The sequence below is a fragment of the Dyella sp. A6 genome (assembly GCF_036320485.1).
GTDB lineage: Bacteria > Pseudomonadota > Gammaproteobacteria > Xanthomonadales > Rhodanobacteraceae > Rhodanobacter_A > Rhodanobacter_A aluminiiresistens.
Window position 1 is genome coordinate 707,331 of sequence record NZ_CP132911.1, and the last position, 25,510, is coordinate 732,840.

22 protein-coding genes are annotated in these 25,510 nt (G+C 61.2%); 4 read left to right on the forward strand and 18 right to left on the reverse strand.

What is annotated here, in order from left to right:
* Positions 1–39 precede the first annotated feature (39 nt).
* The 4 genes from coaE to pilB form a co-directional block, all read right to left on the reverse strand.
* A complete protein-coding gene (coaE, locus tag RA164_RS02915) occupies positions 40–660 on the reverse strand; it encodes a dephospho-CoA kinase (protein ID WP_329742480.1) in 621 nt (206 codons plus the stop codon).
* On the reverse strand, positions 657–1,523 hold the full coding sequence (locus tag RA164_RS02920) for a prepilin peptidase (protein ID WP_329742481.1): 867 nt from the start codon (positions 1,521–1,523) through the stop codon (positions 657–659). The genes coaE and RA164_RS02920 overlap by 4 nt, the downstream gene beginning before the upstream one ends.
* 121 nt (positions 1,524–1,644) lie before the next feature.
* Complete coding sequence (locus RA164_RS02925) at positions 1,645–2,913, reverse strand: type II secretion system F family protein (RefSeq protein WP_329742482.1); 1,269 nt, start codon at positions 2,911–2,913, stop codon at positions 1,645–1,647.
* 179 nt (positions 2,914–3,092) lie between these two features.
* Entirely contained in the window at positions 3,093–4,814 is a 1,722-nt protein-coding gene (pilB, locus tag RA164_RS02930; protein ID WP_329742483.1) for a type IV-A pilus assembly ATPase PilB, read from the reverse strand.
* 272 nt (positions 4,815–5,086) lie between these two features.
* Between pilB and RA164_RS02935 the strand changes: the two genes are divergently transcribed.
* The 4 genes from RA164_RS02935 to RA164_RS02950 all read left to right on the forward strand — a co-directional run bounded on the left by RA164_RS02935 (position 5,087) and on the right by RA164_RS02950 (position 9,567).
* Positions 5,087–5,941, forward strand: coding sequence for a glycosyltransferase family 2 protein (locus RA164_RS02935; RefSeq protein ID WP_329742484.1), 855 nt, complete (start codon positions 5,087–5,089; stop codon positions 5,939–5,941).
* Positions 5,934–7,127, forward strand: a complete 1,194-nt coding sequence (locus RA164_RS02940) for a glycosyltransferase family 4 protein (RefSeq protein ID WP_329742485.1) — start codon at positions 5,934–5,936, stop codon at positions 7,125–7,127. The genes RA164_RS02935 and RA164_RS02940 overlap by 8 nt, the downstream gene beginning before the upstream one ends.
* A 159-nt stretch (positions 7,128–7,286) precedes the next feature.
* On the forward strand, positions 7,287–8,309 hold the full coding sequence (locus RA164_RS02945; RefSeq protein ID WP_329742486.1) for a glycosyltransferase family 4 protein: 1,023 nt from the start codon (positions 7,287–7,289) through the stop codon (positions 8,307–8,309).
* A 160-nt stretch (positions 8,310–8,469) separates the two neighbouring features.
* Positions 8,470–9,567, forward strand: coding sequence for a glycosyltransferase family 4 protein (locus RA164_RS02950; protein WP_329742487.1), 1,098 nt, complete (start codon positions 8,470–8,472; stop codon positions 9,565–9,567).
* Here the strand turns inward: RA164_RS02950 and RA164_RS02955 are convergent.
* From RA164_RS02955 to miaB, 14 genes are all read right to left on the reverse strand, one after another.
* Positions 9,523–10,311, reverse strand: coding sequence for a class I SAM-dependent methyltransferase (locus RA164_RS02955; protein WP_329742488.1), 789 nt, complete (start codon positions 10,309–10,311; stop codon positions 9,523–9,525). The two genes, RA164_RS02950 and RA164_RS02955, sit on opposite strands and share 45 nt — an antisense overlap.
* Positions 10,301–11,554, reverse strand: coding sequence for a lipopolysaccharide biosynthesis protein (locus RA164_RS02960; protein ID WP_329742489.1), 1,254 nt, complete (start codon positions 11,552–11,554; stop codon positions 10,301–10,303). Before RA164_RS02960 ends, RA164_RS02955 begins: the two co-directional genes overlap by 11 nt.
* 120 nt (positions 11,555–11,674) lie before the next feature.
* Positions 11,675–13,669, reverse strand: coding sequence for a tetratricopeptide repeat protein (locus RA164_RS02965; protein ID WP_329742490.1), 1,995 nt, complete (start codon positions 13,667–13,669; stop codon positions 11,675–11,677).
* A complete protein-coding gene (locus tag RA164_RS02970) occupies positions 13,669–15,684 on the reverse strand; it encodes a tetratricopeptide repeat protein (RefSeq protein WP_329742491.1) in 2,016 nt (671 codons plus the stop codon). The genes RA164_RS02965 and RA164_RS02970 overlap by 1 nt, the downstream gene beginning before the upstream one ends.
* A 71-nt stretch (positions 15,685–15,755) precedes the next feature.
* Complete coding sequence (locus tag RA164_RS02975) at positions 15,756–16,202, reverse strand: pilin (protein WP_329742492.1); 447 nt, start codon at positions 16,200–16,202, stop codon at positions 15,756–15,758.
* A gap of 329 nt (positions 16,203–16,531) precedes the next feature.
* Positions 16,532–16,975 (reverse strand): pilin, encoded by a 444-nt coding sequence (locus RA164_RS02980; protein ID WP_329742493.1) that lies wholly within the window; start codon positions 16,973–16,975, stop codon positions 16,532–16,534.
* Between the two features lie 93 nt (positions 16,976–17,068).
* Positions 17,069–18,448, reverse strand: a complete 1,380-nt coding sequence (locus RA164_RS02985) for a glycosyltransferase family 39 protein (RefSeq protein WP_329742494.1) — start codon at positions 18,446–18,448, stop codon at positions 17,069–17,071.
* Between the two features lie 117 nt (positions 18,449–18,565).
* Positions 18,566–19,579 carry a magnesium and cobalt transport protein CorA gene (locus RA164_RS02990; protein ID WP_329742495.1) on the reverse strand — a complete coding sequence of 338 codons (1,014 nt, stop codon included), beginning with the start codon at positions 19,577–19,579 and terminating at the stop codon, positions 18,566–18,568.
* Positions 19,580–19,616: 37 nt separating this feature from the next.
* Complete coding sequence (locus tag RA164_RS02995) at positions 19,617–20,852, reverse strand: lipoprotein N-acyltransferase Lnb domain-containing protein (RefSeq protein ID WP_329742496.1); 1,236 nt, start codon at positions 20,850–20,852, stop codon at positions 19,617–19,619.
* Between the two features lie 144 nt (positions 20,853–20,996).
* A complete protein-coding gene (locus RA164_RS03000) occupies positions 20,997–21,845 on the reverse strand; it encodes an HlyC/CorC family transporter (RefSeq protein WP_329742497.1) in 849 nt (282 codons plus the stop codon).
* A 115-nt stretch (positions 21,846–21,960) separates the two neighbouring features.
* Positions 21,961–22,431, reverse strand: a complete 471-nt coding sequence (ybeY, locus tag RA164_RS03005) for an rRNA maturation RNase YbeY (protein WP_329742498.1) — start codon at positions 22,429–22,431, stop codon at positions 21,961–21,963.
* Positions 22,428–23,411 carry a PhoH family protein gene (locus RA164_RS03010; RefSeq protein WP_329742499.1) on the reverse strand — a complete coding sequence of 328 codons (984 nt, stop codon included), beginning with the start codon at positions 23,409–23,411 and terminating at the stop codon, positions 22,428–22,430. The genes ybeY and RA164_RS03010 overlap by 4 nt, the downstream gene beginning before the upstream one ends.
* Positions 23,412–23,596: 185 nt before the next feature.
* A complete protein-coding gene (locus tag RA164_RS03015) occupies positions 23,597–24,094 on the reverse strand; it encodes a GNAT family N-acetyltransferase (protein WP_329743467.1) in 498 nt (165 codons plus the stop codon).
* Positions 24,095–24,107: 13 nt separating this feature from the next.
* Positions 24,108–25,484 (reverse strand): tRNA (N6-isopentenyl adenosine(37)-C2)-methylthiotransferase MiaB, encoded by a 1,377-nt coding sequence (gene miaB / locus RA164_RS03020; RefSeq protein ID WP_329742500.1) that lies wholly within the window; start codon positions 25,482–25,484, stop codon positions 24,108–24,110.
* Positions 25,485–25,510 lie beyond the last annotated feature (26 nt).

The window sequence follows — 25,510 nt, forward strand, 5'->3', positions numbered from 1 at the left end:
CGTGCGGGCTGCGGCTATTGGCCACCGCTGCGGCAGGCGTCAGCGGTCGTGTCCGGCAAGTTCCAGGTAGCGCGCGTGCAGTGCCGCGACCTGGGTGGCGAGGGTGGTCGCATCGGCACGGTTGTCGATGACGTCGTCCGCCACGGCCAGGCGCTGTTCGCGCGTGGCCTGGCTTGCGAGGATACGGCGCGCCAGCGCCTCGTCGATATGGTCGCGGGCGATCAGGCGCTGGATCTGGGTGGCTTCGTCGGTATCCACGACCAGTACCCGGTCGACCCAGCGATAGTGGCCAATGTGCTCGGCCAGCAGTGGAATGGCCAGCAGACAATATGGTCCGGTGTCGGCCAGGGCCAGCTCCTGCAGTCGCAGCCGGACACGCGGATGGATGATGGATTCCAGGGTCCGGCGCGCGTCGCGGTCGGCGAAGATGCGTTGACGCATGGCTGGCCGGTCGAGGCGGCCATCAGCGCCGATCACCTCTGGACCGAAGGCTTCGATGATCTGCGCCAGTCCATCGGTGTCCGGCTCGATCACTTCGCGCGCGGCCTGGTCGGCGTCGTACACGTGGATGCCGTGTTCGGTGAAGCAGCGTTCGACCGTGCTCTTGCCAGAGGCGATGCCGCCGGTAAGGGCGATCACGGGACGGCGCGGAGCGTTCATCGCATCCCGGCGAAATGCATGTAGGCATGCAGCAACTGCGGGCCCGCCACGAACCAGACCCAGCCGGCGGCGGCGATGAACGGACCGAACGGAATGGGTATCTCGCGCTGGTGCCGGCGCAATGCGATCAGGCTGCCGCCAACCAGGGCGCCGATTAGGGACGACAGCAGGATGATCGGCAACAGGCTCCACGGTCCCAGCCAGGCGCCCAATGCAGCGAGCAGCTTGAAATCGCCGTAGCCCATGCCCTCCTTGCCGGTGAGCAGTTTGAACAGCCAGTACACGCTCCACAGGCTGAGATAACCGATCGCGGCTCCCAGAATCGCCATGTGCGCGTTCACGAACATCGGCAGCAGAGCAAGCAGCAGGCCGAGCCACAGCAGCGGCAGGGTGATCTGATCAGGCAGCAGCTGGGTGCGGAAATCGATGCCGGCCAGCGCGACCAGCGACCAGGTGAGCAGCAGACCGGACAGCGCAGCCCAGCTGGCGCCGAATTTCCACACCACGACTGCGCTGAGCACGGCCGTCATCAGTTCGACCAGCGGGTACTGGATCGAGATGGCGGTCTTGCAGTAGCGGCATCGGCCACGGAGCAGCAGCCAGCCGAACAGCGGAATGTTGTCGGCGGCCGACAGCGGGTGCTTGCAGTGCGGGCAGTGCGAAGGCTCGCGCACGATGCCGGGCGGCAGGGGCGGTGCAGGCTCCCGCTCGGCGTCGGGTTCCAGCAGGTCGCGGGCGTCGCGCTTCCACTGGGCCTCCATGCGTTCGGGAAGGCGCAGGATCACCACATTCAGGAAGCTTCCCACCACTAGACCGAGCAGGGCGGCGGCGAGCGTCCACGCGTAAGGAGGCAGATCGGGCATGTATCAGTCTTGTCTCATGCTCATGGTTCCCGGCCAGTCACTGGGATGTTGCCTGTCACGACACCGGGGCGTCCGGCGCGGCAGGATGGCGCCGCACCGGTCGAGGCATGCGGGGTCCGGATCAGAACGTACCGGCGAGCTTGAAGATCGGCAAGTACAGCGAGATCACCATGCCGCCCACTATGACGCCCAGGATCACCATGATCATCGGTTCCAGCAGGGTGGACAGGGTGTCGACGGCATTGTTGACCTCGTCCTCGTAGAACTCGGCCACCTTGAACAGCATGCTGTCCAGGGCGCCGGATTCCTCGCCGATACCGGTCATCTGCACCACCATGTTGGGGAACAGATTGGTCTGGCGCATCGCCAGCTGCAGCTGGTGACCCACCGCGATGTCGTCACGCATCTGCTTCACGGCATCGCCATAGACTACGCTGCCGGTTGCGCCGGACACGGCATCCAGCGCCTCGACCAGCGGCACACCGGCGCGGAAGGTGACACCCAGGGTGCGTGCGAAGCGGGCGATGGCCGACTGGCGCATAATGTTGCCGATGACCGGCAGCCTCAGCGTCAGGCGGTCGAGGAAATGCGCGAATTTCACCGAGCGTCGCTTGGCCATGCCGAAACCGACGACCGTGGCGACGATGATGAGAATGATCAACCACCAGTAGTGCTGCATGAACCGCGAGGCACTGACCACGATCTGGGTCGGGGCGGGCAATGCGGCGCCGGCGCTCTGGAAGGTCTTGGCAAACACGGGCACCACGAAGATCAGCATGATCATGCTGACCAGCATGGCCACAGCCAGCACGCTGATCGGGTAGAACAGTGCCTTCTTGATCTTCTTCTTCAGCGCCTCGGTGCGTTCCTTGTAGGTGGCGACCGTGTCCAGCACCGTGTCGAGCACACCGGCCGACTCGCCGGCCCGCACCAGGTTGCGGTACAGCTCGTCGAACTGGACCGGGTAGCGGCCCAGCGCCTCATGCAGCGACTGACCGCCCTCGATGCCCATCTTCACGTCGGTGAGGATGTTCTTGAAGCGGGGGTTCTTCTGGCCGTCGGCGATGATGTCGAACGACTGCACCATCGGTACGCCGGACGCCATCATGGTGGCGATCTGGCGGCTGAAGATCGCCACGTCGCCGGGCGTGACCGTTTTGCCGGTGGAGCCGAACAGCGGCTTGGGCTGCTCGCGCACGGTCTGCGGATTCATGCCCTGGCGGCGCAGCTCGGCCTTGACCAGCGAGGCGTTCTTCGCCGGCATGGAGCCCTTCATCTGCTTGCCGCGCTTGTCCAGCGCGACCCAGTCGTAGGTGGTCAGCTGACTGACCTGGGCCCTCTGGGCGCCGACAGTACGAGCGTTGTTTGCGGTGGCGCTAGCCGTGGCCATGCGGTCATTCCCCCGATGATCGGATCCGGTCTGTTCGTTTCACAGGCCGGGCAGTCTGCAGCTTACGCCACAACCCGGCACGAATTTTGTGGTCCCCTGTGCAAGTCTCGCACAATCCGTGCGCCTGCCCGGGACAATCGCCTGCAGGATGCACGTCTGGGGCGCGCGTGACCATCAGATCAGTCCTTGGTTACCCGGTCGATCTCGGTAAGGCTGGTGACGCCGTCCTTCACCTTTTTCAGCGCCGAGGCGCGCAGATCGTTGATGCCGGCCTGGCTGGCCACTTCGGCGATCTGCAATGCGTTGCCGCCCTGTAGCACGATCTTCTGGATCTCTTCCGCCATCGGCATCACCTGGTAAATACCGACGCGGCCCTTGTAGCCCTCGTTGCACTCATCGCAGCCGACGGCCTCGTAGACGGTCAGGCCGGCATCGATCTCTTCCTGGGTGAAGCCGGCGTCGAGCAGCGCCTGTGGCGGCAGGTCGATCGGGCGCTTGCAGCTGTGCAGGCGCCGCGCCAGTCGCTGGGCGATGATCAGGGTGACCGAGGACGTGATGTTGTAGGGCGCGATGCCCATGTTCATCAGGCGGGCAATGGTCTGCGGCGCATCGTTGGTGTGCAGTGTGGACAGCACCATGTGGCCGGTCTGGGCGGCCTTGATCGCGATTTCGGCGGTTTCCAGGTCACGGATTTCGCCGACCATGATCACGTCCGGATCCTGGCGCAGGAAAGATTTCAGCGCGGCGGCGAAGGTCATGCCGCGCTTGGTGTTCTGCTGAACCTGGTTGATGCCTTCGACACGGATTTCGACCGGGTCTTCGACGGTGGAGATGTTGCGTTCGTCCGTGTTGAGGATGTTCAGCGCCGTGTACAGCGACACGGTCTTGCCGGAACCGGTCGGGCCGGTGACCAGCACCATGCCGTATGGCTTGGCAATGGCATCCAGGTAAAGCTGCTTCTGGTCTTCCTCGTAACCCAGCTTGTCGATGCCGAGTTTGGCCGAGGCGCTGTCCAGAATACGCAGCACGATCTTCTCGCCGAACAGGGTCGGCAGCGTGCTGACGCGGAAGTCCATGGAGCGGTTCTTGCCCAGGTTCAGCTTGATGCGGCCGTCTTGCGGAACGCGGCGTTCGGCGATATCCAGGCCGGCCATCACCTTCAGGCGCGACGAAATGCGGTTGGCCAGCTTCATCGGCGGACTGGCGACCGCGCGCAGCATGCCGTCCATGCGCAGGCGCACCCGGTACTGTGTCTCGAACGGTTCGAAGTGGATGTCGGAGGCGCCGCGCCGGATGGCGTCCACCAGGATCTTGTTGACGAATTTGACGACCGGTGCGTCATCGCCCGCGTTGGCGTCGACACCGGTGGATTCGACCTCGTCGTCGCCCGATTCGAGCGCCAGCTCGTCCAGTTCGCTGCCGCCCAGGTCGGGCATTGTGTTGCTGAGCGCGCTGATGGCACTGTCGATCGCACGATTGAGCTGGCTGCGCTCGACCAGGATGGGTTCCACCATGCAGTTGGAGTGGAACTTGATCTCGTCCAGCGCATGCAGCTGCATCGGGTCGGCGATGCCTACGAACAGTCGCTTGCCGCGCTTGAGCAAAGGCAGCACACGGTGCTTGCTCAGCAGCGCTTCGCTGATCAGGTTGATCGGCATGCCGGCAGTCTGGATGGACGAGACATCCATCATCGGCATGCCGAATTCGACCGAAGCCAGCTGAGTCAGACGCGAACCGTCGACCAGGTTGTGATCGAGCAGCCAGGTGGTCAGGGTGACTTTGCGCTGGGACGCATCCGCCATCGCCTGGCGCACGTCGTCCTCGGGCATCAGTCCCTCGGTGACCAGGCGCCGAGCGATGCTGGACAGGCCTAACAGCGTGGGTTGTACTTGCGACGACATGATGAAAGTGGTCCAGCCCCCTGAATTACAGGGAAATCTACCGCAGATTGCCGTATTGGGCCACGACTTTCGGGGGGGAAGTCTGCGATCGGCAGCTCATTCCACGCGCCCCAGAACGCGTAACGACGGCTGTAGCGCGGCGGAGCAGGTAATGGCGGCCGGTTCAGACGAGTCTGAATCATGCGCGGACAGGCTTCACATCTTTTGGCATCCCCCGTCAAATTCGTTCCGGTGCGCGCGCTATGATGCCGAGGTAACCGGGGGAGTACTACTTGAATCGTCTAAGCATCATCCTGCCTGCCAAGAACGAAGCCCAGGCGCTGCTCAACCTGCTGCCACGCCTGCGTGAAGCACAGCCTGACGCCGAAATCATCGTGGTGGACGACGGTTCCACCGATACCACGCGCGAAGTGTGTGCCCATGCCGGCGTGACCTGCCTGAGCTCGCCCTATTCGATGGGCAACGGTGCCGCGATCAAGCGCGGTGCCCGCGCTGCCAGCGGCGATCTTCTGGTGTTCATGGACGGCGATGGGCAGCATGATCCGGCGGACATCGCCCGCCTGCTGGAGGCGCTTGCGCAGGGCTATGACATGGCGATCGGCGCGCGTGACTGGAGCAGCCAGGCCGGTGTGGGGCGCGGAGTGGCCAACACCCTGTACAACTGGCTGGCGACCCGCATGACCGGACACCAGGTCGCCGACCTCACCTCCGGCTTCCGCGCCGTGCGCGCGGAGAAATTCCGCGAGTTCCTCTACCTGCTGCCCAACGGTTTCAGCTACCCCACCACAAGCACCATGGCGTTCTTCCGCAGCGCCTATCCTGTGGTCTATGTCCCGATCAAGGCGGCGCAGCGGGTCGGCAAGAGCCACATCAAGCCCCTGCGCGATGGCGTGCGCTTCCTGCTGATCATCTTCAAGATCGCCACGCTGTATTCGCCGTTGAAGCTGTTCGTGCCGACCAGCGTGGCTTTCTTTCTTGCGGGTTGTGCAAACTACGCCGCGACTTTCTTGTCGCAGGGGCGGCTCACCAACGGCAGTACAATGCTGTGGAGTGCCGCTGTAGTCGTATTCCTGATCGGGCTGGTGTCCGAACAGATAACGGCGCTGATGTACCGGCGCAATGACTGAGACGCGGCGCCCGCGCATCTTGCTGGTCACCCGCAATTTGCCGCCGCTGGTTGGTGGTATGGAGCGGCTTAACTGGCATATGGCCGAAGAGCTTTCCCGTTACGCCGACGTACGGGTGATCGGCCCTGCGGGTTCGGCAGCGATGAGGCCTGCCGGTGTTAGGGTTTACGAAGTGACGCTCAGGCCGCTCTGGAAATTTCTGCTCCATGCGCAGTGGCGTGCGTTGTGCTTGGCATTGACGTGGAAGCCGGATGTAATCCTTGCAGGTAGCGGCCTGACTACTCCGATCGCATGGTGTGCGGCCCGTGCAAGCGGAGCGCGTACTGCGACCTATGTACATGGCCTGGATCTGGCTGTGCGCCATCCGGTCTATCGTGGCCTGTGGTTGCCGGCGTTGCGGCATATTGATCGGGTGATCGCGAACAGTCGCTCCACGGCTGCGTTGGCACGTGCTGCCGGCGTGAGTGCCGAGCGCATTGGCATCGTGCATCCGGGCGTTGATCTTCCAGTAGAGCATGTTGCTGTTGGCGGATCCGTTGTTGCCGCGGTGCAGGAAGCGGAAGACAAGGAGCCTGCGGATTTCCGCGAGCGACATCAATTTGGCAGCCGCCCGCTTCTGCTTTCGGTGGGCAGGTTGTCGACGCGTAAAGGGTTGCGCGAATTCGTCGCTCAGGCTTTGCCCCATATTGTCGAGGCATATCCCGATGCACTTCTGGTGGTCGTGGGTGACACACCCACGGATGCCCTGCATGCTCAGGCGCAGACGCCCGAGAGCGTTCGTGCGGCGGCCGAGCAGGGTGGGGTGGGTCAAAACCTGTGCTTCCTGGGCACGATCACTGATTATCGCGAACTTGGCTCGGTCTATCGTGCCGCCAATGTGCACGTCTTTCCCGTAAGGGACATTCCCGGGGACCCGGAAGGGTTCGGGATGGTCGCGGTGGAGGCCGCGGCCCATGGCCTGCCTACCGTGGCCTTTGCGACCGGTGGCGTTGTCGATGCCGTGGCTGAAGGTGAATCAGGCTGCCTGGTGGCGAGCGACGATTATGCGGGCTTTGCCGAGGCGGTACGACGGGTGCTGTCCGGGTGTGGATCGCTGTCCGGCTCAAGCAGGGTATTTGCCGAACAGTTCATCTGGCCTCGGTTTGGCGAGCGGCTATGGCAGTTGCTGCTGCCGGTGCGAGACTGATGGATACTGCATGACACGGCTTTGCTCATGCCGTGCTCCTCGCCTGAACGTATATTTTAGTCGCTCAGCCATGCCGCCATCCACCAAATTGAGTGTCCGTCCAGATCGGTGCCGCATGTTGCATGCCCTGCTTGATCTGTGGGTTGGAGCAGGGAAGTCATGAGTCAAGAGCCGGCTGTCTGGTTTCCGAGTATCCGGGCGGGTACCGGAGCAGATGTTTTCATCCAGCGTCTTTGTGAGGCGTTGGTCGCACGCGGCATCCGCGCCGAAATCACCTGGTTGCCACATCGGGTGGAATATCTGCCTTTGAGCGTCAAAGTGCCTCACCCGCCGGCATGGGCGAATGTTGCGCATGTGAACAGCTGGCTTCCCCGGCGATTCTGGCCGCAAGAGTTGCCTGTGGCCGTCACTGTGCATCATCTGGTACACGACCCGGCATATGGGCCTTATCGCTCGCAGTTGCAGAAGGCTTATCATGATTTGTTTATCAGGCACAGGGAGTTGCAAGCCATACGTCGTGCAGATGCAGTTACCACCGTGTCGTACTATGTACGACAAACGGTTTCACTCTTCTCGGGGCGAGATGACATCACTGTCATCTACAATTGGGCCGATTTCGAAAAGTACCCCATCAGTCTGCATGACGGTCGACGTGTGGAAGGGACGGTGAGGCTGCTCATGGCTGGTAGCAGGTCTAGGCGAAAAGGTTATGACTTGTTGCCAGAACTGGTGAAGGCGTTGGGAACGGGTTTCGAGATCAGGTACGCCGGTGGGCATGTGGACGACCCGGTGAAGATTGATGGGGTCATCGAACTTGGATGGTTGAGCGAGGATGCCCTCATTCACGAATACATGATGTGTGATGCCGTGGTATCCCTATCCCGTTACGAGGGGTTCGGCTATACCGCACTGGAAGCGATGGTCTGCGGCAAGCCTTTCTACGGCTTTGCGACGAGTGCGCTCCCCGAAGTCGTTGCGCCCGGTTGTGGCGTGCTGGTGCCGATTGACGATGTGAGCGCCCTTGCGACTGCTTTGCATGATTTTCGAGCTCGCCTCGACCAATCCGAAGGGATTTCTCCAAGCGCGAGCCGGAGTCGTGCATTGAGCCATTTCAGTCCCCGCAACGTCGATCGTTATATCGACATCTATCAGTCGTTGATTGCGTCGAAAGGTACCGATTAGCAGGGGCACAATGACGGTATTGCGGTTCGATTGATTAGGATTATCATCCTGACTGGCAGCATGCCGACATGGCTTCACATCGCGGGTCTTTAATGCCGAAGATCGACTTGACGTATATCGGAGTCATGTTTTTAGAGGTGGCAACGGGGATGGCAGGCACGTGATCAGGATAGGGATTGATGTCAGCCGCATCCGTGGTGGCATGACGGGGGTGGGCAGGTACGCTGCCGGCATATTGTCCGAGCTTGATGCGGCGATGCCGGACGCGCAGTTTGTGCTGTATGCGTACCGCGACACATCGGTCGAACCTATATCCTCGCGATGGCAGGTCATCCGTGATAGGCATCCGTTCTGGAGTCGGCTTCCGGTCACGCAGTGGATGCATTTTCGACTTGCCGCATTAATCAAGCGGGAGCCAGTGGATGTGTTCTGGTCGCCCAATACATTGATTCCGAAAGGTGTGCGCGTGCCTTGCGTGCTTACCGTGTATGACTTCACGCATGTGCTCGTGCCGGAGACCTTGGCGCCAATGACCCGTTATGCACATAGCAGATGGGTTGACGCCGATATCCGCGCTGCGGATGCCAACGTCGTCATTTCGCTCGGTACCGCGCAGCGCATGCTCGATCTGCTTGGCCGACGCCCCGATGCAGTTGCGTATCCGGCGGTTTCAGCAGAGGCGATGATTTCCGATGAAGCTTTTTCAGCGCGGCTATTGTGGCACGCGGGTGTCCGCAAGCCTTATCTGCTGACAGTGGGTTCGCGTGCACCGCGCAAGAATCTGGCAGGTGCCGTTGTGGCGATGGAGCAGCTGCGTGCGACCGGACATTTTCTGGATTATCAGCTGGTCATGGCAGGCCCGGAAGCCTGGGATCGCGGTGGCAGGGCCATGGAGCGTGGGCGTGACTGGATAAGGCCTCTGGGCTTCGTCAACGATGAATTGCTGTCGGCGCTGTATGCCAATGCGGAGGCATTGGTGTTTCCGTCGATATACGAAGGCTTTGGCATGCCGGTGATCGAAGCACGCGCGCATGGTTGCCGCGTAGTCACAACCGACTCGCCTGAGCTTCGGGAAGCGGGCGGTGACGATGCCGTCTATACCGATACTACCCCGGAGGGTATTGCTGCGGGCATACGCACAGCGCTCTCGTTGCCGCGCCCTTCGCCTCGGCGCGTGGCACACAGTTGGGAGAACGCCGCCGAAGTAATGGCTTCAGTCTTCCGTAGACTGGTCGCGTCTAGCGCTTCCGCTGCTTAAAGCTAGGAGGTTTTGAGGGTGCGTAGATTCTGCTTTGAATATCGCAATCAGGTTGCTGGTGACGACGCCATGTCGATTGCCGTGGAAGGTGGCGTTGATTATCGCCGTGGCAATCTTCCGCGCCGTGGCAACCATGATGCGTGCGATCGCCCGTTGCAGGCCCAAGCCAAGGATGGGTAGTGCTGGCGGGTAGGTTGCTACCAGTTCTAAGTTTGCCTGTGGAGCTAACTGCCTCAGCGCTGTTGTTCCAAGCAGCGTTTTGTGGGTTATATCCCCGTACATTATTCGTCCCGAAAACGGGCTGTCACCACTCGGGATTCGGATAAGAATGCGTCCGTCGTTTGAAAGATGTCTCTCCCATGTCTGCATCATGGTGATGATGTCTTCAAGTGACAGATGTTCGATTACGTCGAATGCAACAATCAGGTCAAACTCTCTTTCGCCGGCGACAGTGTCTAATCCGGTGGCAGATCCATAGGCCTCGATGCCTGAATCAATGGCCCGGTCGACAAGCGCTTGGTTAGCTTCTATCCCAACATAGTGCTGGGTGAATTCGCGTATCCACCCAGCAAACGTGCCGTTACCGAATCCGATTTCGAGCACTTGAGTTTCATTGTTCAATAAAACGCCGGTGCGTCTGACTTCAGAAATAAATTTGATGCGCTCATCTTTTGAGTACGTGCCGAAGGCGGCAGAATCCCAGTCTTTCCAGTTGATGTAGTCGTTCTCAACATTACGTTGCACTGGAAGCGATCTCCCTTGCCAAGGTCATGATCATTAGGACTCCAATCAGGGCCATTGTCCACTCTGAAAAAGCCAATGCCAGCGGCATTCCGATGGTACCGAGTCGTGCGGTCAGAGCGACCGAGGCCATGAAGAGGGCTAGTAAGCCGGTAACCTCGAAGGCGACTCGCATCCATGGCTTACCAAGTGCCATCAGTACGCCGCCCGAAGCCATGCGCAGGGTCATGCCGGGAATGGCGAGCGTGAGCCAGTGAAGCATATGCTCGATACCTGCATAGCGGTGCCCGAACAGCCAGGCAACGGCCGGTGCACACACCCATAGCGTGCAGGACAGTAGGAGGCTGTAGGCCGTCGTGGCGGCGAATATCCAGCGCAGCAGGTGAGCGGTACGTCCCGGGCGTTCCTGGCCTTCCCGGAACAACCGGGGCAGGGCGGACAGCATCATCGCGATCACGGGCAGAGTGGTGGCACCGATCACGCGTTGTCCAGCGGCGTATACGCCGCTATCGGCCAGTGGCAGCAGCTCGGTGGCAAGCGTCTTGTCCAGTTCGGCAGGGCTGGTCGCGGTCATGTTGAGCGCGGCATAACCGGCTGCTTCGCGCCATTCGGCCATGCTGGGCCAGCGCCATTGGTCCGGCTTCGGCCAGGGTGACGGTATAGCGATCGTGGCTACGATGAGGGCAGTGACGGATGCCGCAAGGTAGCCGTAGCCGTATGACATCAACGGGTCCGCGGGGGCTAGCAACATGATGCCTGCGGCTGCTGTGAGGCGCAGTGCAAGCGGTAAAACAGTCAGTAACTGGGAACGCGCGACTTGGCCATGTGCAAGCAACTCGGATGTACGCAGTCCAAGCAACGGCTGTAGCAATGTCTCGGCGATGCCTAAGGCAAACAGCACCCTTAAAGGTACATTGGCTTCGCGTAATCCCATCTTACAGATCGCCAGAAACACGGCCAGCAACAGTGTGCCGCAGGCAAGTGTGGTTGGCAGGGCGCGCGATAGCATGTATTCACGGTGGTCTGGATCGCGCGACATGTGTCCCAGCAGGACCAGGTGCAAACCAAAAGTCGAAAGCGTTCCGAGGATCACCGCCAACGCCGAAAGGCCCGCGAATGCGCCGTAAGCGCGTGGCCCCAGCAGTCTTGTGACCAGCAACAGCGTGCCGGCCTGTACCAGAAGACGCAGGCCCAGCACGCTGCTGGCGCGAATCGTGCCGCGTGCGATGGGTCCCTTAAACGGCATACGGGTCCTGGCGGGTTGCTGAATTACTACCGTGCGGCAGACTCACGATGCGCACTAGTCGGAATGTAAAAGCCGTCATGTGATCCTGCCCTCGTGCTGCTCGTACAGAGCCCGTGCCGTTCAGTGCATGGCCGGTGCGCCGCTCGCATCGGCCAGAATTTTCTGAAGGTTGGCGATGCTGCCATCGAGTCTTCCGCCGATATTCAGGGCTTCCAGTGCCAGCAACTGTTTATGCGCTTGTTGCAGCTGTCCGTTCACGACCAGCATGCGTGCCAGGGTGATGTGATAAGCCGGCTCATGGGGGTCGGCCTTCACTGCGGCTTGGGCCATGTCCAGGCCCAGTGCGTGGTTTTCGAGCACGTTCCAGGCGTAATCGCCATAGCCTGCGAGTAGCTGAGGGCTGGGGTTCGGGTACGAGAGTGCTGCCTGATAGGCTGCGATCATCTTGTCTGGGGGCAGGTTGCAGTCGCCATCACGGGCGCAGTGGGTCAATGCGCTCAGCGAACTCTGATCCTGCACACCCGGTTTCCGTCTCTTCAATTTGCCGATCAGGCTGTTCCACCACGCATTCTTGATGGGCAGATGCATGCGCGCATTCATAAAAATGAGAGCCTGCTCCGGCAGGATCGACGAGCCGGGAAGTGCGGCGGCTCGCTCCAGAGGGCCATATGCCATCTTCACGAATGGAGAGGAGGGCTGGTATTGGGAGTCGATGATGTAGGTCCGTCCCAGGCTGTATTGGGCCCGTGGAGAGTCGGGTGCGCGGGCGGCCAGTGTTTCGGCCAACGTAAGCGGGTTGCCCCAGGCCATGGCGGTCATCGCGGTTTCGCCAGTCCACAACAGCAAAAGGCCGACCAGTAGTGTCCGCCTGGCCAGACGGAAATCATTTCCGCCGGATGCGGGTTTGGCAAGGGGTAGAAGCAAAGGGATCAGGGCCAGCAGCAGGCCGATGCTGGCGAAGTAATTTCGGTGCTCGTAGACCAGTTCCAGCGGCAAAATGGTGCCGGTAAGCAGGTGGCAGCCGAGGAACCAGGCGATGCCTAGGGCGATCAGTGGGCGCCGAGAGCGTATCCGGATGGCGAACGCCACTAGTGCCATCAGGACCAGAATGCAGGCCGCTGTGGTCCAGGGATGGAACAGGCCAGTCGATACCCGGAAGTTGTCGTGATAAAACGACAACGCATGTGCCGTAGGCAGTAGTGTCCAGATGATGTAATCGACCACGACACGTGCTTCGGTAAGCAGACGGGTGTGCAGGTCGAAGTTGCGACTGGCCCAGTCGGCTGAGTTCAGCACGTTCGGCAACTGCCAGGTCAGGCCGGCGATCAGCGGCAGCACCAGGACCAACGCAAACAGCCAGAGCAGGCGCTTGTCCCATGCGTGTTTGCCGTTTGGGCTTCCTGTGCCGGGCGTGAAAGCGGGTGCCTGGAAGTGCGGTAGTGCCCATTCGAACAGCACAGCGTAGAACGGCAGCATGACGGCCGTTTCCTTGGCCAGGATGCCGACCGCTGTCGGTACCGTGATGGCGATGACGCAGGCCAGGAATCCCAGGCGACCCGCACGTGCCTGCGCCGGCGCCGTGGCCTGTTGTGCAAGCATGCGGCGGCGTCCGCTGACATAGATGATCAGACCGACCAGTACGAATAAATTGGCCAGGCTCTCCATGCGCTGCACGGTGTAGAGCACGCCAGTCAGGTTGATCGGTAGCAGCATCCATGCGGCGGCGATGACGGCGGCGATGCGTGCACGCTGTTCGCCATCGGCTTCTGGTTCGGACCATTGCAGAAGGCTGCGTGCAAGCAGGAAAACCAGCATGCCGTTCAGCAGATGGATGACCAGGTTGGTCAGCTTCATCCAGTATGGATCCAGCCCTGCCAGCAGGTAGTTGAGTGCGAACGTCAATGACGCCAGAGGGCGCTTGAACTCGCTGGAGGGAGACGACAGCGCAGCCCTTGCCAGGTCGGGTAGGCTGAAGTGATGGATTTGCAGCCCCGTGTTCTCGACGATGTTGGGATAGTCGTCGAACAGCCAGCCACCGGAAAGGCCGGGCCAGTAGGCGAGTGCGGTTACGAACAATGCAGCTGTGAGAATGAACCTGGATGATACCGAACGCATTAGTGGACGATGCCTTGGGGGGAGTCGAGATGTGATGAGCCAGTTTCAGCATGCTGTGTGGCGGCATTGAGCTGCTTTTGCAGGGCGGCAATTTCACTAGGCCAATAATGCTGGCGTTTGAGTATCCAGGCGTGCAGCATCGGCATCCCGAAACCCGGTGGCATTTCTTGGTGTTGTACGCGCTGGTAGTGATTCAGCAAACTAAGCCCGAGCTTTGGGTAGCCGGCAGACCCAAGTGTTGCTGCAGCCTGTAGTGCAAAACTTGGGTGAACTTGTATGTCCAAAGCCTGCGTAAAATCAGCTTGTGCGGTGTGAGCGTGCTTCTCTCTTAGAGCAATCAAACCGCGAAGGTATGTCAAATCCTGTCTGGGGCCGGGAAGGTCAAGCTTGCGATTTTTTAGCCCGTCGTTGATCAAATTCTGAAGGAGCGCTGGAGTCATGCCGGCACAGTGCCCAGACATGGCCAGAGGCAGCGAGCGCTCAAACCAGCGAACGAAGAGTGTGCCAGTGGCGGCAGTGTGTAGCATTGCGTATTTCGTGTCCGTGATCGTGCCGGGGACGATATGCCCGAGCATGCACTCCGCATCAATCAGGTTAAAAGCTAGCTGAGCTTGATCGGGCTGGGCAGCAAGAAGTTTTCCAAGAGTTGCTACGGCATTTTTGGCATGTCCATTGGACATTTCGATCTCGGCTGCATTCGCCTGCGCACGGGGGGAGTCCGGATTAATCTTTGCCCAAATGAGTCCTTGAGCTTCCATATTTCCCCAAACACTGGCTCGTTCGTAAGTCATACAAGCCAGAGTTAGGGGTAGTAAGACTGTCAGCGCCAATTTGACCTGGCGAAGGCTGCGCTCATTGGTAAGCCACAATGCAAGTGGCCAGAACATCAAAAGCGCTGGGGTATAGTTGCGGTGCTCGAAATAGAGCTCTAGCGGAATCGAGGTAGATTCCAAAAGCTGGCCAGCGAAATAAAATAGAACCGCAAGCGCTAGTGCCGGTCGGTGTCGACGTTGCCACCAGGCCAGCGCAATCAATGCCGTAACCGCAGCCAATGCGAAAACAGTAGTGATTGGACTTAGCAAGGACGTTGAAGCTGTAAATTGGTCGTTGAATAGCCCGCTTGAGAATGGCCGGGGTAGCCATAGCAGCTGAAGATAGTCCATGAGCACGCGTGGCTCGGTCATCAAACGTTGGGCGTAACTCCAAGAGCGGTTGCTTGCTAAGCCGCCCTGCGCAATGCCGTGAATGCCTATGTAGAAGAGATAGGTGCCGACAAGTGTTGCGGGTATCAGTCCGAACGCGATCAATATCGTCTGGTACACACGGGAGGCCGTTTGTCCGGTTATCCGTTGTCTCGATGCCAGCACCGTGGCCTCAATGAGCAGTGCATAGATCGGTAGGAGTACGCCATTGGCCTTGGCCAATGTTCCGAGCAACGTGAAGCCACCAAGTCCGAGCATGGACCAGAGGGTGCCTGCTTTCAGATGGTTGCTCGCGAGAAGCGTCCGCCCGTGAATCCATAGCAGTAATCCTGCCATACAGCAGGTTGCCACAAGCATGGCTTCGCGCTGCACGATATAAAGTGTGGTCGATACCATTAAGGGGTGTAGTAGCCAAAAGGCGCACCCAAGCAGCGCAGCGGTTCGCACTCGCCGGCGTTCTATCTCCAGTAGCTCACCAAGCTTGGTCAGCAGTGCATACAGCAGCAATCCATTGACCAGATGGATGCACAAGTTGGTGCGTTTGAACGGAAGCGGACTGGCAGGCCAGTTTCGTGCATCCAACAAGAACGTCAGCATGGCGAGCGGGCGACCGGCGGGGTCAGCTGTGCCCGAAGTGATGTAACGCCAGAATGTATGCCAGTGCACGACAGGTCCCTGTGCACCAAGCGCCGGCAAGCTGCCCAAGTCATCGAACAGATAGCCGCCTGACAAGCCTGGCCAGTACGCATATGCCGCAAGCGAGATCGGCAAGAGGATAGCGAAAAAGGTCAGCAGGTGTGATCGAATTTGCATACGAGCGTGGATATCAAAGTGAGAAGGGCCGCACTAGGCGGCCCTTCTCGATCTTACGCTTCTCGCTGGGATCAACGGCAAGAGGACGGAAGATACTTCGGGTCTACAGTGGTGTAAGACGCATTGTTGCAGGTCCAGGTGATGCTGCCACCGTTTGGTGTCGCAGAAAGGGAAAAGTACTTGCCCTGGATAGCCTTATTGGCCGTGGTGCTATTGAACTGTGCCTCAATCACGCCTGGCTTGGTGCCAACATTGACATTGGCGACATACTTGCCGCTGATGGATGCCGCGTTCGTGGGAAGGCCGGCCGACGCGTTGCTACCCGGGAATGTACCGTAGTTGGAGTAGTACTCCGAGATAGCTGTCTTTGCGCCATCGGTGAGCACCGCACCTTCAGATACCTGCGAACGGATCAGGTAATTCTGGTAGGCCGGAATGGCGATGGCGGCAAGAATCGCGATGATCGCCACGACGATCATCAGTTCGATCAGGGTAAAGCCCTTCTGCAGGTTCTTCATGGTAGTTCCTCTAATTGGCTAGCTAGCGTAGAACGCCCCCTGGGTTCCGGCCCCGATACCCCCTAGGTAGGCTCGAACCCCATTACGTCATGGTCAGGAACGACCAGGAAGCTGACGGAAGTGAAGCATCATGCGTGCCACAGCGTCCGTTCGGATATTGCCGCATATCCGGCGCCATGACTACTGTGCAAGCTGTCACGAAAGGCGGCTTCCACGCCGAAATCCGTCGAAAGCTACCTGTTGGCGCCAGTTGTAGAAAGCGTCTGAGGCATGGCCATGTCGGGCAGAACGTGACACTTTTTGTCAGCTTCGGACATGTGCAGACGAAGTCAACTACGACAGACCGAAGGTAGATACTTAGGGTCTAGGGTCGTACCGGTGCTATTGCAGCTCCACTTGATGCTTCCGGTCCCGGAGGTGGGTGAAAGCACCAGTTGCTGACTGCGAATGGCCGCATTGGCCTGTGAAGTGTCGTAGGAAACAGTGATCTTGCCTCCTGTGACATCAACCCGCGAAACATACTTGCCGATGATTGAGCCTGGCGATGGCAACCCGGCAGTCTGGTTGCTGGGAGGGAACTGGCCGGTATTCGAGACATAATCCCAGACGGCAGCCTTGGCGCCGCTGGCCAGGCTCATGCCCTCGCTGACCTGTGCACGTATCAGATAGTTCTGGTAAGCCGGGATGGCAATGGCTGCGAGAATGGCGATGATCGCCACGACGATCATCAGCTCAATCAGTGTGAAGCCCCGCGAATAGGGTTGGCTGGACATGATTTGGTTCCCCCTAGGAATGCTCTCAGCCCGTAGCACTTCCCGTACCAAAAGTCCTGTGGCCAGCAAGTAAGTTTGATTTCGTGACTCGCCTCACACTTTGTTTCTTGGTTCCTGCGGCGTTGGATTTTGACGCAGGGCTTGTACCCACATGGCCATGCGCCAGCAGGCATAGATCGCCAGCAAAATCTCGAAGCCTCGATATGGGATGGAATAGCGAGGCTCGGATTGCAGTATCGAATAGACGGTGGTGACATACAGAGAAAGAAGCGCCACTGAGCCAGCAAGGGGGGCTATGTATCGATACCGGTAAAACACTGTGATGCAGCCACCCAGGGCAAGCAGCATCAATAACGGATTGATCGCTTTACAGATCGAGGCCAGTGCCTCGAAGAGGGGCATCTCGTCGAAAGGAGAGCGAAGTGTCGGATATACGTAGATGTCGCCCTGGCCAATCTGAATGTTCCATCCCCAGAGGGCGAACGGTTTGCGCAGGTACCATGCCAGATAGTGCAGAGGCCGGGCTCCGATCCGATGCGCGATAAGGGCGATGCCTGCGCGCGGTGTGGTTTGGAGCACATCGTCTTCGTGCTGGATGGCTTGAAGTATCTGCTTTGCCTCAGGGTTGCCCTGGACTGCTGCACGGTATGCGGGATGATATTCCGGCCACGACCCCTGGACGAAGTTGAGAAGTGCGCGCCCTGTGGATGTGGATGAGGCGTCGTGCGAAGGCAGCCGGGCATTGCGAATGCTCCACGCTGCAGGCAGGGCCAGAGACGAAAGCATCAGTGCGAGAAGCAGGCGACGATTCACTGTCTTCTGCCAAAGCAAAGCCAAGGCAACAAGCGGGGCAAAAGGAATCAGTACGGCATTGGTCAGGGCGGCAGCACTGAAGGCAAGGCCGGCAGCGATGGCCCAACCTTTTTTCGTCTGATTGAAAGCGCGACTAAGGCAGTAGAAGCCCAACGCACATAGAAAGCCGAATAGCGTCTCGCTCAATAGGAAGCTTGTAATTGTCACGCTGTGTGGCCAGACGGCCATCAAAAGCCCTGCGGCGAATAGCCAGCGAGCGGGCAACCAGGTGCGTGCAGCAGCCACCAGCAACGTGACTGTAGATGCGCCCAATGCAGCCTGGACCATCAGTACGGTCGGGTACCAGATCGCAAACCCGGGAAACAGTTTCATCCAGATGGCGAGGAACAACGGGTAGCCGGGATCGCGGAAACTGTCCGGTGTGACTATATGGCTGTGGGGTGCTGCCTGGGAAAAGATCCAATGGTGCGCAAGGTTCCAGGCGTAGGCGTGGTATTGAACGGCATCGCCACGGATGGGTAGGTAAACCACGGCATGTGCAACATAGAACCAGCGCAGCCCGAGGGCGATCACGCCAATCAGCGCCAACATTGAAAACCAGCGTGCGCTGGTGAGTCCGGATGCTGGGTCAAGGTAAGTCTTTTGTTTGTTCTGGCGCATGTTTCCGTTCCCCTGGATGGCTCAATGCCGTGCACCACGCTTGACTGAGTGCATAGGTCGATGGCCTGCGCTCGGTATAGTACGGGACTTTGGTGGGCTTGAATGCGGGTGAGTAGGCTAAAGCCAGCGAGCGCGCCTCAGTACTGCATAGATGCCGCCCACCAGGCACGCCACCACCGCGATGATGGTGGGGTAGGCCCATGGCCTGGCCAATTCGGGCATGTGCACGAAGTTCATGCCGTACCAACTGGTGATCAGTGTGGGCGCGGCTAGCATGGCGGCCCAGCCGGCCAACTTTTTCATCACTTCATTCTGGCCAAACGTCACCAGTGACAGATTCACGTTGATGGCGGCATTGAGCATCTCGCGCATCGCGCCAATCGACTCGTTGACGCGGAACACGTGATCGTAGATGTCGCGGAAATAGGCACGCAGTTCCTCGGGAATCAGCTGCGGATGCAGGCGCACAAGTTGGCTGATAATGTCCTGCATCGGAGCCACCGCGAGCCGCAGCGTCATGAGATCTCGCTGCATGTCGTAAAGACGGCGGACCGTACCGCGGTTGAAGGTGGCCGAAAAAATGTCCTGTTCGAGTTCCTGCAGTTCCTCGCGGAAGTCGCGCACGATCGGCAACAGGTTGTCGACAATGAAGTCCAGTACGCCATACAGGCCGTAACTTGGGCCTAGCGCGAGCATTTCAGGCGCATGTTCGCAGTGGCGGCGCGCGGGTGCGTAGGACAGCGAAGCGCCATGGCGCACCGTCACCAGGTAGCGTGGACCCAGAAAGATGTGCGTCTCGCCAAACGCGATGTTGCCGCTGACGTGCTGGGCGGTCTGCACCACGATGAACAGCGAGTCGCCATAGGCTTCGATCTTGGTGCGCTGATGAGCGTGCTGGGCATCTTCGATGGCCAGGTCGTGCAGGTCGAATTCACGCTGTAGCTTCAGCAGCAGCTGTTCGTCCGGCTCGTGCAGCCCCACCCACACAAATGTGTTGGGTGATTCAAGCGTCTCGCTGATGGCATCGATGTCGATGTCGCCGATGCGTGTGCCGTCATTGCGGTAGGCGACACAGTTGACGACCATCGGCGTGCTGCCCGCTTCCCGTGCAATCGAATCCTGAGTGCTCATGCATTGCATGATGCCGCGAGCAATGCGATGCGGCAATTCAACGGCGTAATTCGAGGCGTGGGCGGACCAGAGTGGATTGCCGCAAACCCCAGGCCAGCGCCAGCCATACCGGCATGGCGAACAGGATCCACGGCTGGTTCTGCTGCACGGTGCCGGGAAGCAGGTGCAGCACCACGGCGGTGAGCATGGCGAGCAGTTGTATCAGCAGCACGGCATTGGCCAGTCGGCTGGGCGCTACGTATCGGCGTGATCGCCACAACGCAGGCAGCAGCAGTAGTGCCAGTGGATTGAACAGCAGCAGGTTGGCGTTGGCCCAGGCGGCGTGGTGCGTGGTCAGTGTCCACAGAGCCAGCAGCAGCAGGCCGACCAGGCCGGCGAGGATCAGGTAGAGCGATCCCAGCAGGGCGAAGCCGGTGCGCCAGCGGCGTGCGGCGGCCAGAATCAGTGCGGCCAGCAGCAGGCCGGCGGCCGCCAGCGGTAGGCGTAGGTCGGGTGCATGGGCGGGCGGAACGGCGATGTGGTTCGGCGCCAGTTGGTGTTCGCTTTCTACCAGCGGCCGGGTACCGCCGTGGCCGTCATCGACACGGATGCTGCGCAGGTTGGCCTGCAGCACCATCGGCAGGAAGCTTTCCTTCCAGGCGTTGAGCGGCTGGTCGGCATACGGCCCAAGCCCCAGGTCCAGCACCAGCATCAGCCAGGGTTGCGCGCTCATCAGTCGGTCGGTCTGCTGGCGGTAGGTCATGCCGCCGGGGCGCGCGGTAAGGGTGGTCTCGATCACGCCGCCGAGTGCGCGGTTCAGCGCGTCGCGGACGCGGGTCGTGCAGTTGTCGATGTAGTAATCGTAGTTGTAGCCGGCGTTTTCCGGGCGCAGGTTCCACAGCAGGAAATCGCGCAGGGCAGAGGCCTGTTTCGGGGTGAGCGCGAGCCGCTGCCGGACGATGGAGCGGCCTTCCTGCACGTAGAAGGCTTCTTCCGGCCCAGCGTATTCGGCATCCATCAGGTAATGCATGCGGCCGCGTGCGAAGTTGATGAAGAAGTTCTTCTCGTTGAAGTCGAACACGCCGTAGTTGAAGTTGATCGTCTGGCCGCTGACGGTGTCACGCAGCTGCAGCGCGTCGTGGCCGAAGCGCTCCCAGTAGGTGGCGCCGGGGCCGTAGGTGATCAGCGAGACTTGCAGGTTCGCACCCGGTGCGTCGGCGACGTCGGCATGGGCCGGTACGGCGGTCAGCAGGAACAGGGCGAGCAGGGGAAGCAGCAGGCGGAATGGACGCATGGCGGCAAGCTTCGGGGATTCGGGCGCGCGGGACAAGGGCAGCCCGGTGGCAAGGCCTGTGGATGGGGACGGGGCGTCATCGTTGCCGGCCGGCGATCGCCCCGGCTTTTGCCGGGGCCGTGGCCGTCAGGTGTCGGCGGCCGCTCAGTCGGTCTGGCGCCGGGTGACGCGGAATTGCTGCACGCGTCGGTCGTCGGCTTCGGTCACGTGGAACAGGAAGTCGCCGGCGGTGGCTTCCTCGCCGGTCTCCGGCAGGTGCCCGAATTCGGCGGTGATCAAACCGCCGATGGTGTCGAATTCCTCGTCCGAGAAGTCGCAGCCGATGTCCTCGTTGAAGTCTTCGATCGGGGTCAGCGCACTGACCAGCCACGAGCCGTCGGCCTGTGCGTGGATCAGTGCCGGCACGTCCTCGTCGTCGTGCTCGTCGTCGATCTCGCCGACGATCTGTTCCAGCACGTCCTCGATGGTGATCAGGCCGGCCACGCCGCCGTACTCGTCCACCACCAGCGCCATGTGGTTGCGGCTGCGCTTGAACTCGGCCAGCAATACGTTGAGGCGCATCGATTCGGGAATCAGCACCGCCGGCCGCAGGATGCTGTGGATGTCGAACGGTGTGTCGTTGCCGAAGAACTTCAACAGGTCCTTGGCCAGCAGGATGCCGAGGATGTCGTCCTTGTCCTCGCCATGCACGGGGAAGCGCGAGTGGCCGGACTCGACCACGACATTGAGGATGTCGGCCAGTGGCGCTTCGGCGGAAATCATCACGATCTGGACGCGCGGGATCATCACGTCGTCCACGCTCAGTTCGGTGACTTTGAGGGCGCCCTCCAGCATGGGCAGGGTTTCGGCATCGAGGAGGCCGTTGGTGTGCGCGGTGCGCAGCTCCTCGATCAGTTCCTCGCGGTTGCGGGGTTCGCCGGAAAACAGGTGGCCCAGTCTGTCCCACCAGGTGCGGTGGGCCGGGCCGCTGGTACTGCCAGGGTCGTCGTTCATCAATCCGGTTGCATTCGGCCCGGTCGGGGCGGAGACCCGAGTCTAGCGGAAAAAGTGTGACGCTTCAGGGCGCAGGCGCACGCCGGGCCTGCGTGCCGGGATCGCCAGCGGCTCTTCAGGCGTAAGGGTTTGCGATGCCGAGCTTGGCCAGGATGCGGATTTCCAGCGCTTCCATCGCCTCGGCCTCGCGGTCCTCGATATGGTCGTAGCCGAGCAGATGCAGCGTGCCGTGAATGGTCAGGTGCGCCCAGTGGTCGCGCGCCGGCTTGCCCTGTTCGGCCGCCTCGCGGGCGACCACGGACGCGCAGATGGCCAGGTCGCCGATCAGCGGAAGCGCCACGCCGGTCGGCAGCTCGGCCGGGAACGACAGCACATTGGTGGCGTAGTCCTTGCCACGGTAATCGCGGTTCAGAGCACGCCCCTCGTCGGCATCGACGATACGGATGGACAGCTCGGCGGGCTTGTGCCGTTTCGCGCCATGCAGCGCGGCCTCGACCCAGCGGCGAAAGCTGGCGGCGGCAGGAATGCCCGCGCGCGGCACCGCGTAGCCGAGATGCACGGTCGCCAGCGTAGCGGCGGTCGTCACCTGGCGTCCTCGTTCTGTTGCTCGAACGCTTCGTAGGCCCGCACGATCTTGGCCACCAGCGGGTGGCGCACCACGTCGCGCGAGGTGAAGAAGGTGAAGCTGATGCCGTTCACGCCGCGTAGCACTTCCACCGCGTGGCGCAGGCCCGAGCGGATGTTGCGTGGCAGGTCGACCTGGCTGACGTCGCCGGTGATCACCGCCACCGAGCCGAAGCCGATGCGGGTGAGGAACATCTTCATCTGCTCGACGGTGGTGTTCTGCGCCTCGTCGAGAATCACGTAGGAATCGTTGAGGGTGCGGCCGCGCATGTAAGCCAGCGGCGCGATCTCGATCACGTTGCGCTCGATCAGCTTGGCGACTTTCTCGAAGCCGAGCATCTCGTACAGCGCGTCGTACAGCGGGCGCAGGTAGGGGTCGACCTTCTGGCTCAGGTCGCCGGGCAGGAAGCCCAGCTTTTCGCCGGCCTCCACCGCGGGGCGCACCAGCAGCACGCGCTGCACGCGGTTCGCTTCCAGCGCTTCCACCGCGCTGGCCACGGCCAGATAGGTCTTGCCGGTGCCCGCCGGGCCGACGCCGAAGTTGATGTCGTGGCGCGAAATGGCGTGCAGGTAACGCGCCTGGTTGGGGCCGCGTCCCTTGATCACGCCACGCTTGACCTTGATCACGACGTCCTGCGTGGCGTCGCCGGCATCTTCGGCGAGCGCATCCACGCCGGACTCGGCCAGCTGCAGGTTGATCTTCGCGCCGTTCAGTGTCTCGTTCTCACTGCTGGCGTAGAGCGCGCGCAGCACCTTCTCGGTGGCGCGGGCGATGCCCGGTTCGCCGATCACCTGGAAGATATTGCCGCGGTGGTCGATTTCCACGCCCAGGCGCAATTCCACCTGACGCAGGTGTTCGTCGAAGGGCCCGCACAGATTGGCGAGACGGGCGTTGTCCTCGGGTTCGAGGACGAAGTCGTGTTGCTGTAGGTCGCTTGCCATAAGTCGCTCAGATTAGCGCGGTGTCGGGTTGACTGGCCACTGGTTCGGATGCCCTTGCCAGGGCGGCATCGTCAGCGATGGCGGGGAGGTTTGAGGTGTGGTGGTTCCGGTCTGGCGCGCTTCGCTTCCGTCGGTCGGATCTGCTCGCGGATGACTGGCTGGGTGGGTTTGCAAAAAACACGAGCCTATAGAAAACGGTGCATCACGTAGACGTCGACGGCACCGAGCGTGGCGTGGCGGAACGCGCCGGGAACCTGGCCGACGATGCGGAAGCCGCAGCTCTGCCAAAGGTGCACTGCTGGGGCATTGGTGGATACCACGAAATTGAACTGCATCGCGGTGAAGCCAGCCTGGCGCGCCTGGTCGAGCGAGTGCATGCAAAGTGCTCGTGCCACGCCGCGACCACGTGCCGCAGGTGCCACCATGTAGCTGGCGTTGGCCACGTGGTCGCCGCGACCCGGTTGGTTCGGGCGCAGCTTGTAGAAGCCGAGCAGACTGCCGTGGTCGTCTTCGGCGACGAAGCAGCGCGTGGGCGGCGCGGTCCACATCGCACGCGCCTCCTCGTAGCCGAGATCGGCGGGGTAGTTGTAGGTGTCGCCGGGTGCGATCACCGCCTGCATCACCGGCCACAGGCGATCGAACGCTGCGTTGCCGTCGCCGGTGGTGATCTCGCGGATCAGCATGTCGCGCCGGGCCTTACGCTGCCGGCAGGTCTGCGGCTTCGTGCGGCGGGTCGGCAGCCAGGGCATCGCTTGCCAGCCGGCCGCGCAGCGAGTTGGTCATCGCCTCGGTGACGACCACGTCGACGAAGCGGCCGATCAGCTGGGCTGGCCCGGGGAAGTTCACGAAGCGCATGTTCTCGGTGCGGCCGGTGAGCTCGTTCGGATTCTTGCGGCTGGGCTTTTCCACCAGCACCCGCTGCACGGTGCCGACCATCGCCTCGTTGATCTGGCGTGCGTTGTCGTTGATCTTCGCCTGCAGGCGCGACAGGCGGGCGTGCTTGACCTCGGACGCGGTGTCGTCGTCGAGGCTGGCTGCAGGCGTGCCGGGGCGGGCGGAAAAGATGAAGCTGAAGCTCTGGTCGAAGCCCACGTCCTCGATCAGTTTCATGGTCTTCTCGAAGTCGTCCTCGGTTTCGCCGGGGAAGCCGACGATGAAGTCGGAACTGATGCAGATGTCGGGACGCACCGCGCGCAGCTTGCGGATCTTCTGCTTGAACTCGAGTGTGGTGTAGCCGCGCTTCATCGCGGCCAGGATGCGGTCGGAGCCGGCCTGCACCGGGAGGTGCAGGAAGTTGGCCAGTTTGGGCACGCTGGCGTAGGCCTCGATCAGCGAGTCGGAGAACTCCAGCGGATGCGAGGTGGTGAAGCGGATCCGGCCGATCGCCTCGATCTGCGCGATGGCGTGGATCAGCACGGCCAGGTCCGCGGTGCCGCCATCGTGGGTCGGGCCCTGGTAGGCGTTGACGTTCTGGCCGAGCAGGGTGACTTCGCGCACGCCCTGTTCGGCCAGTTGGGCCACTTCCACCAGCACGTCGTCGAACGGGCGGCTGATCTCGGTGCCGCGGGTGTAGGGCACCACGCAGTAGCTGCAGTACTTGGAACAGCCTTCCATGATCGAGACGAAGGCGGTGGGGCCCTCGGCACGTGGCTCGGGCAGCTTGTCGAACTTTTCGATCTCGGGGAACGACACGTCCACCTGGGCCTTGCCGGTGGCCCGCTTGGCCTCGATCAGCTCGGGCAGGCGATGCAGGGTCTGCGGGCCGAACACCAGGTCGACGAACGGTGCGCGCTTGATGATCGCCTCGCCTTCCTGCGATGCCACGCAGCCGCCCACGCCGATCAGCACCGGCTTGCCGCCCTGTTTGTGCTCCTTCCAGCGGCCGAGCTGGCTGAACACCTTTTCCTGCGCCTTCTCGCGGATCGAGCAGGTGTTGACCAGGATCACGTCGGCTTCCGCCTCGTCCTGGGTCAGTTCCAGGCCGTGCGAGGCCTTGAGCACGTCAGCCATCTTGGCCGAGTCGTACTCGTTCATCTGGCAGCCGTGGGTCTTGATGAAAAGCTTGCCGCTCATGGGCTTGTTACCGTTGCTGGTTCCGG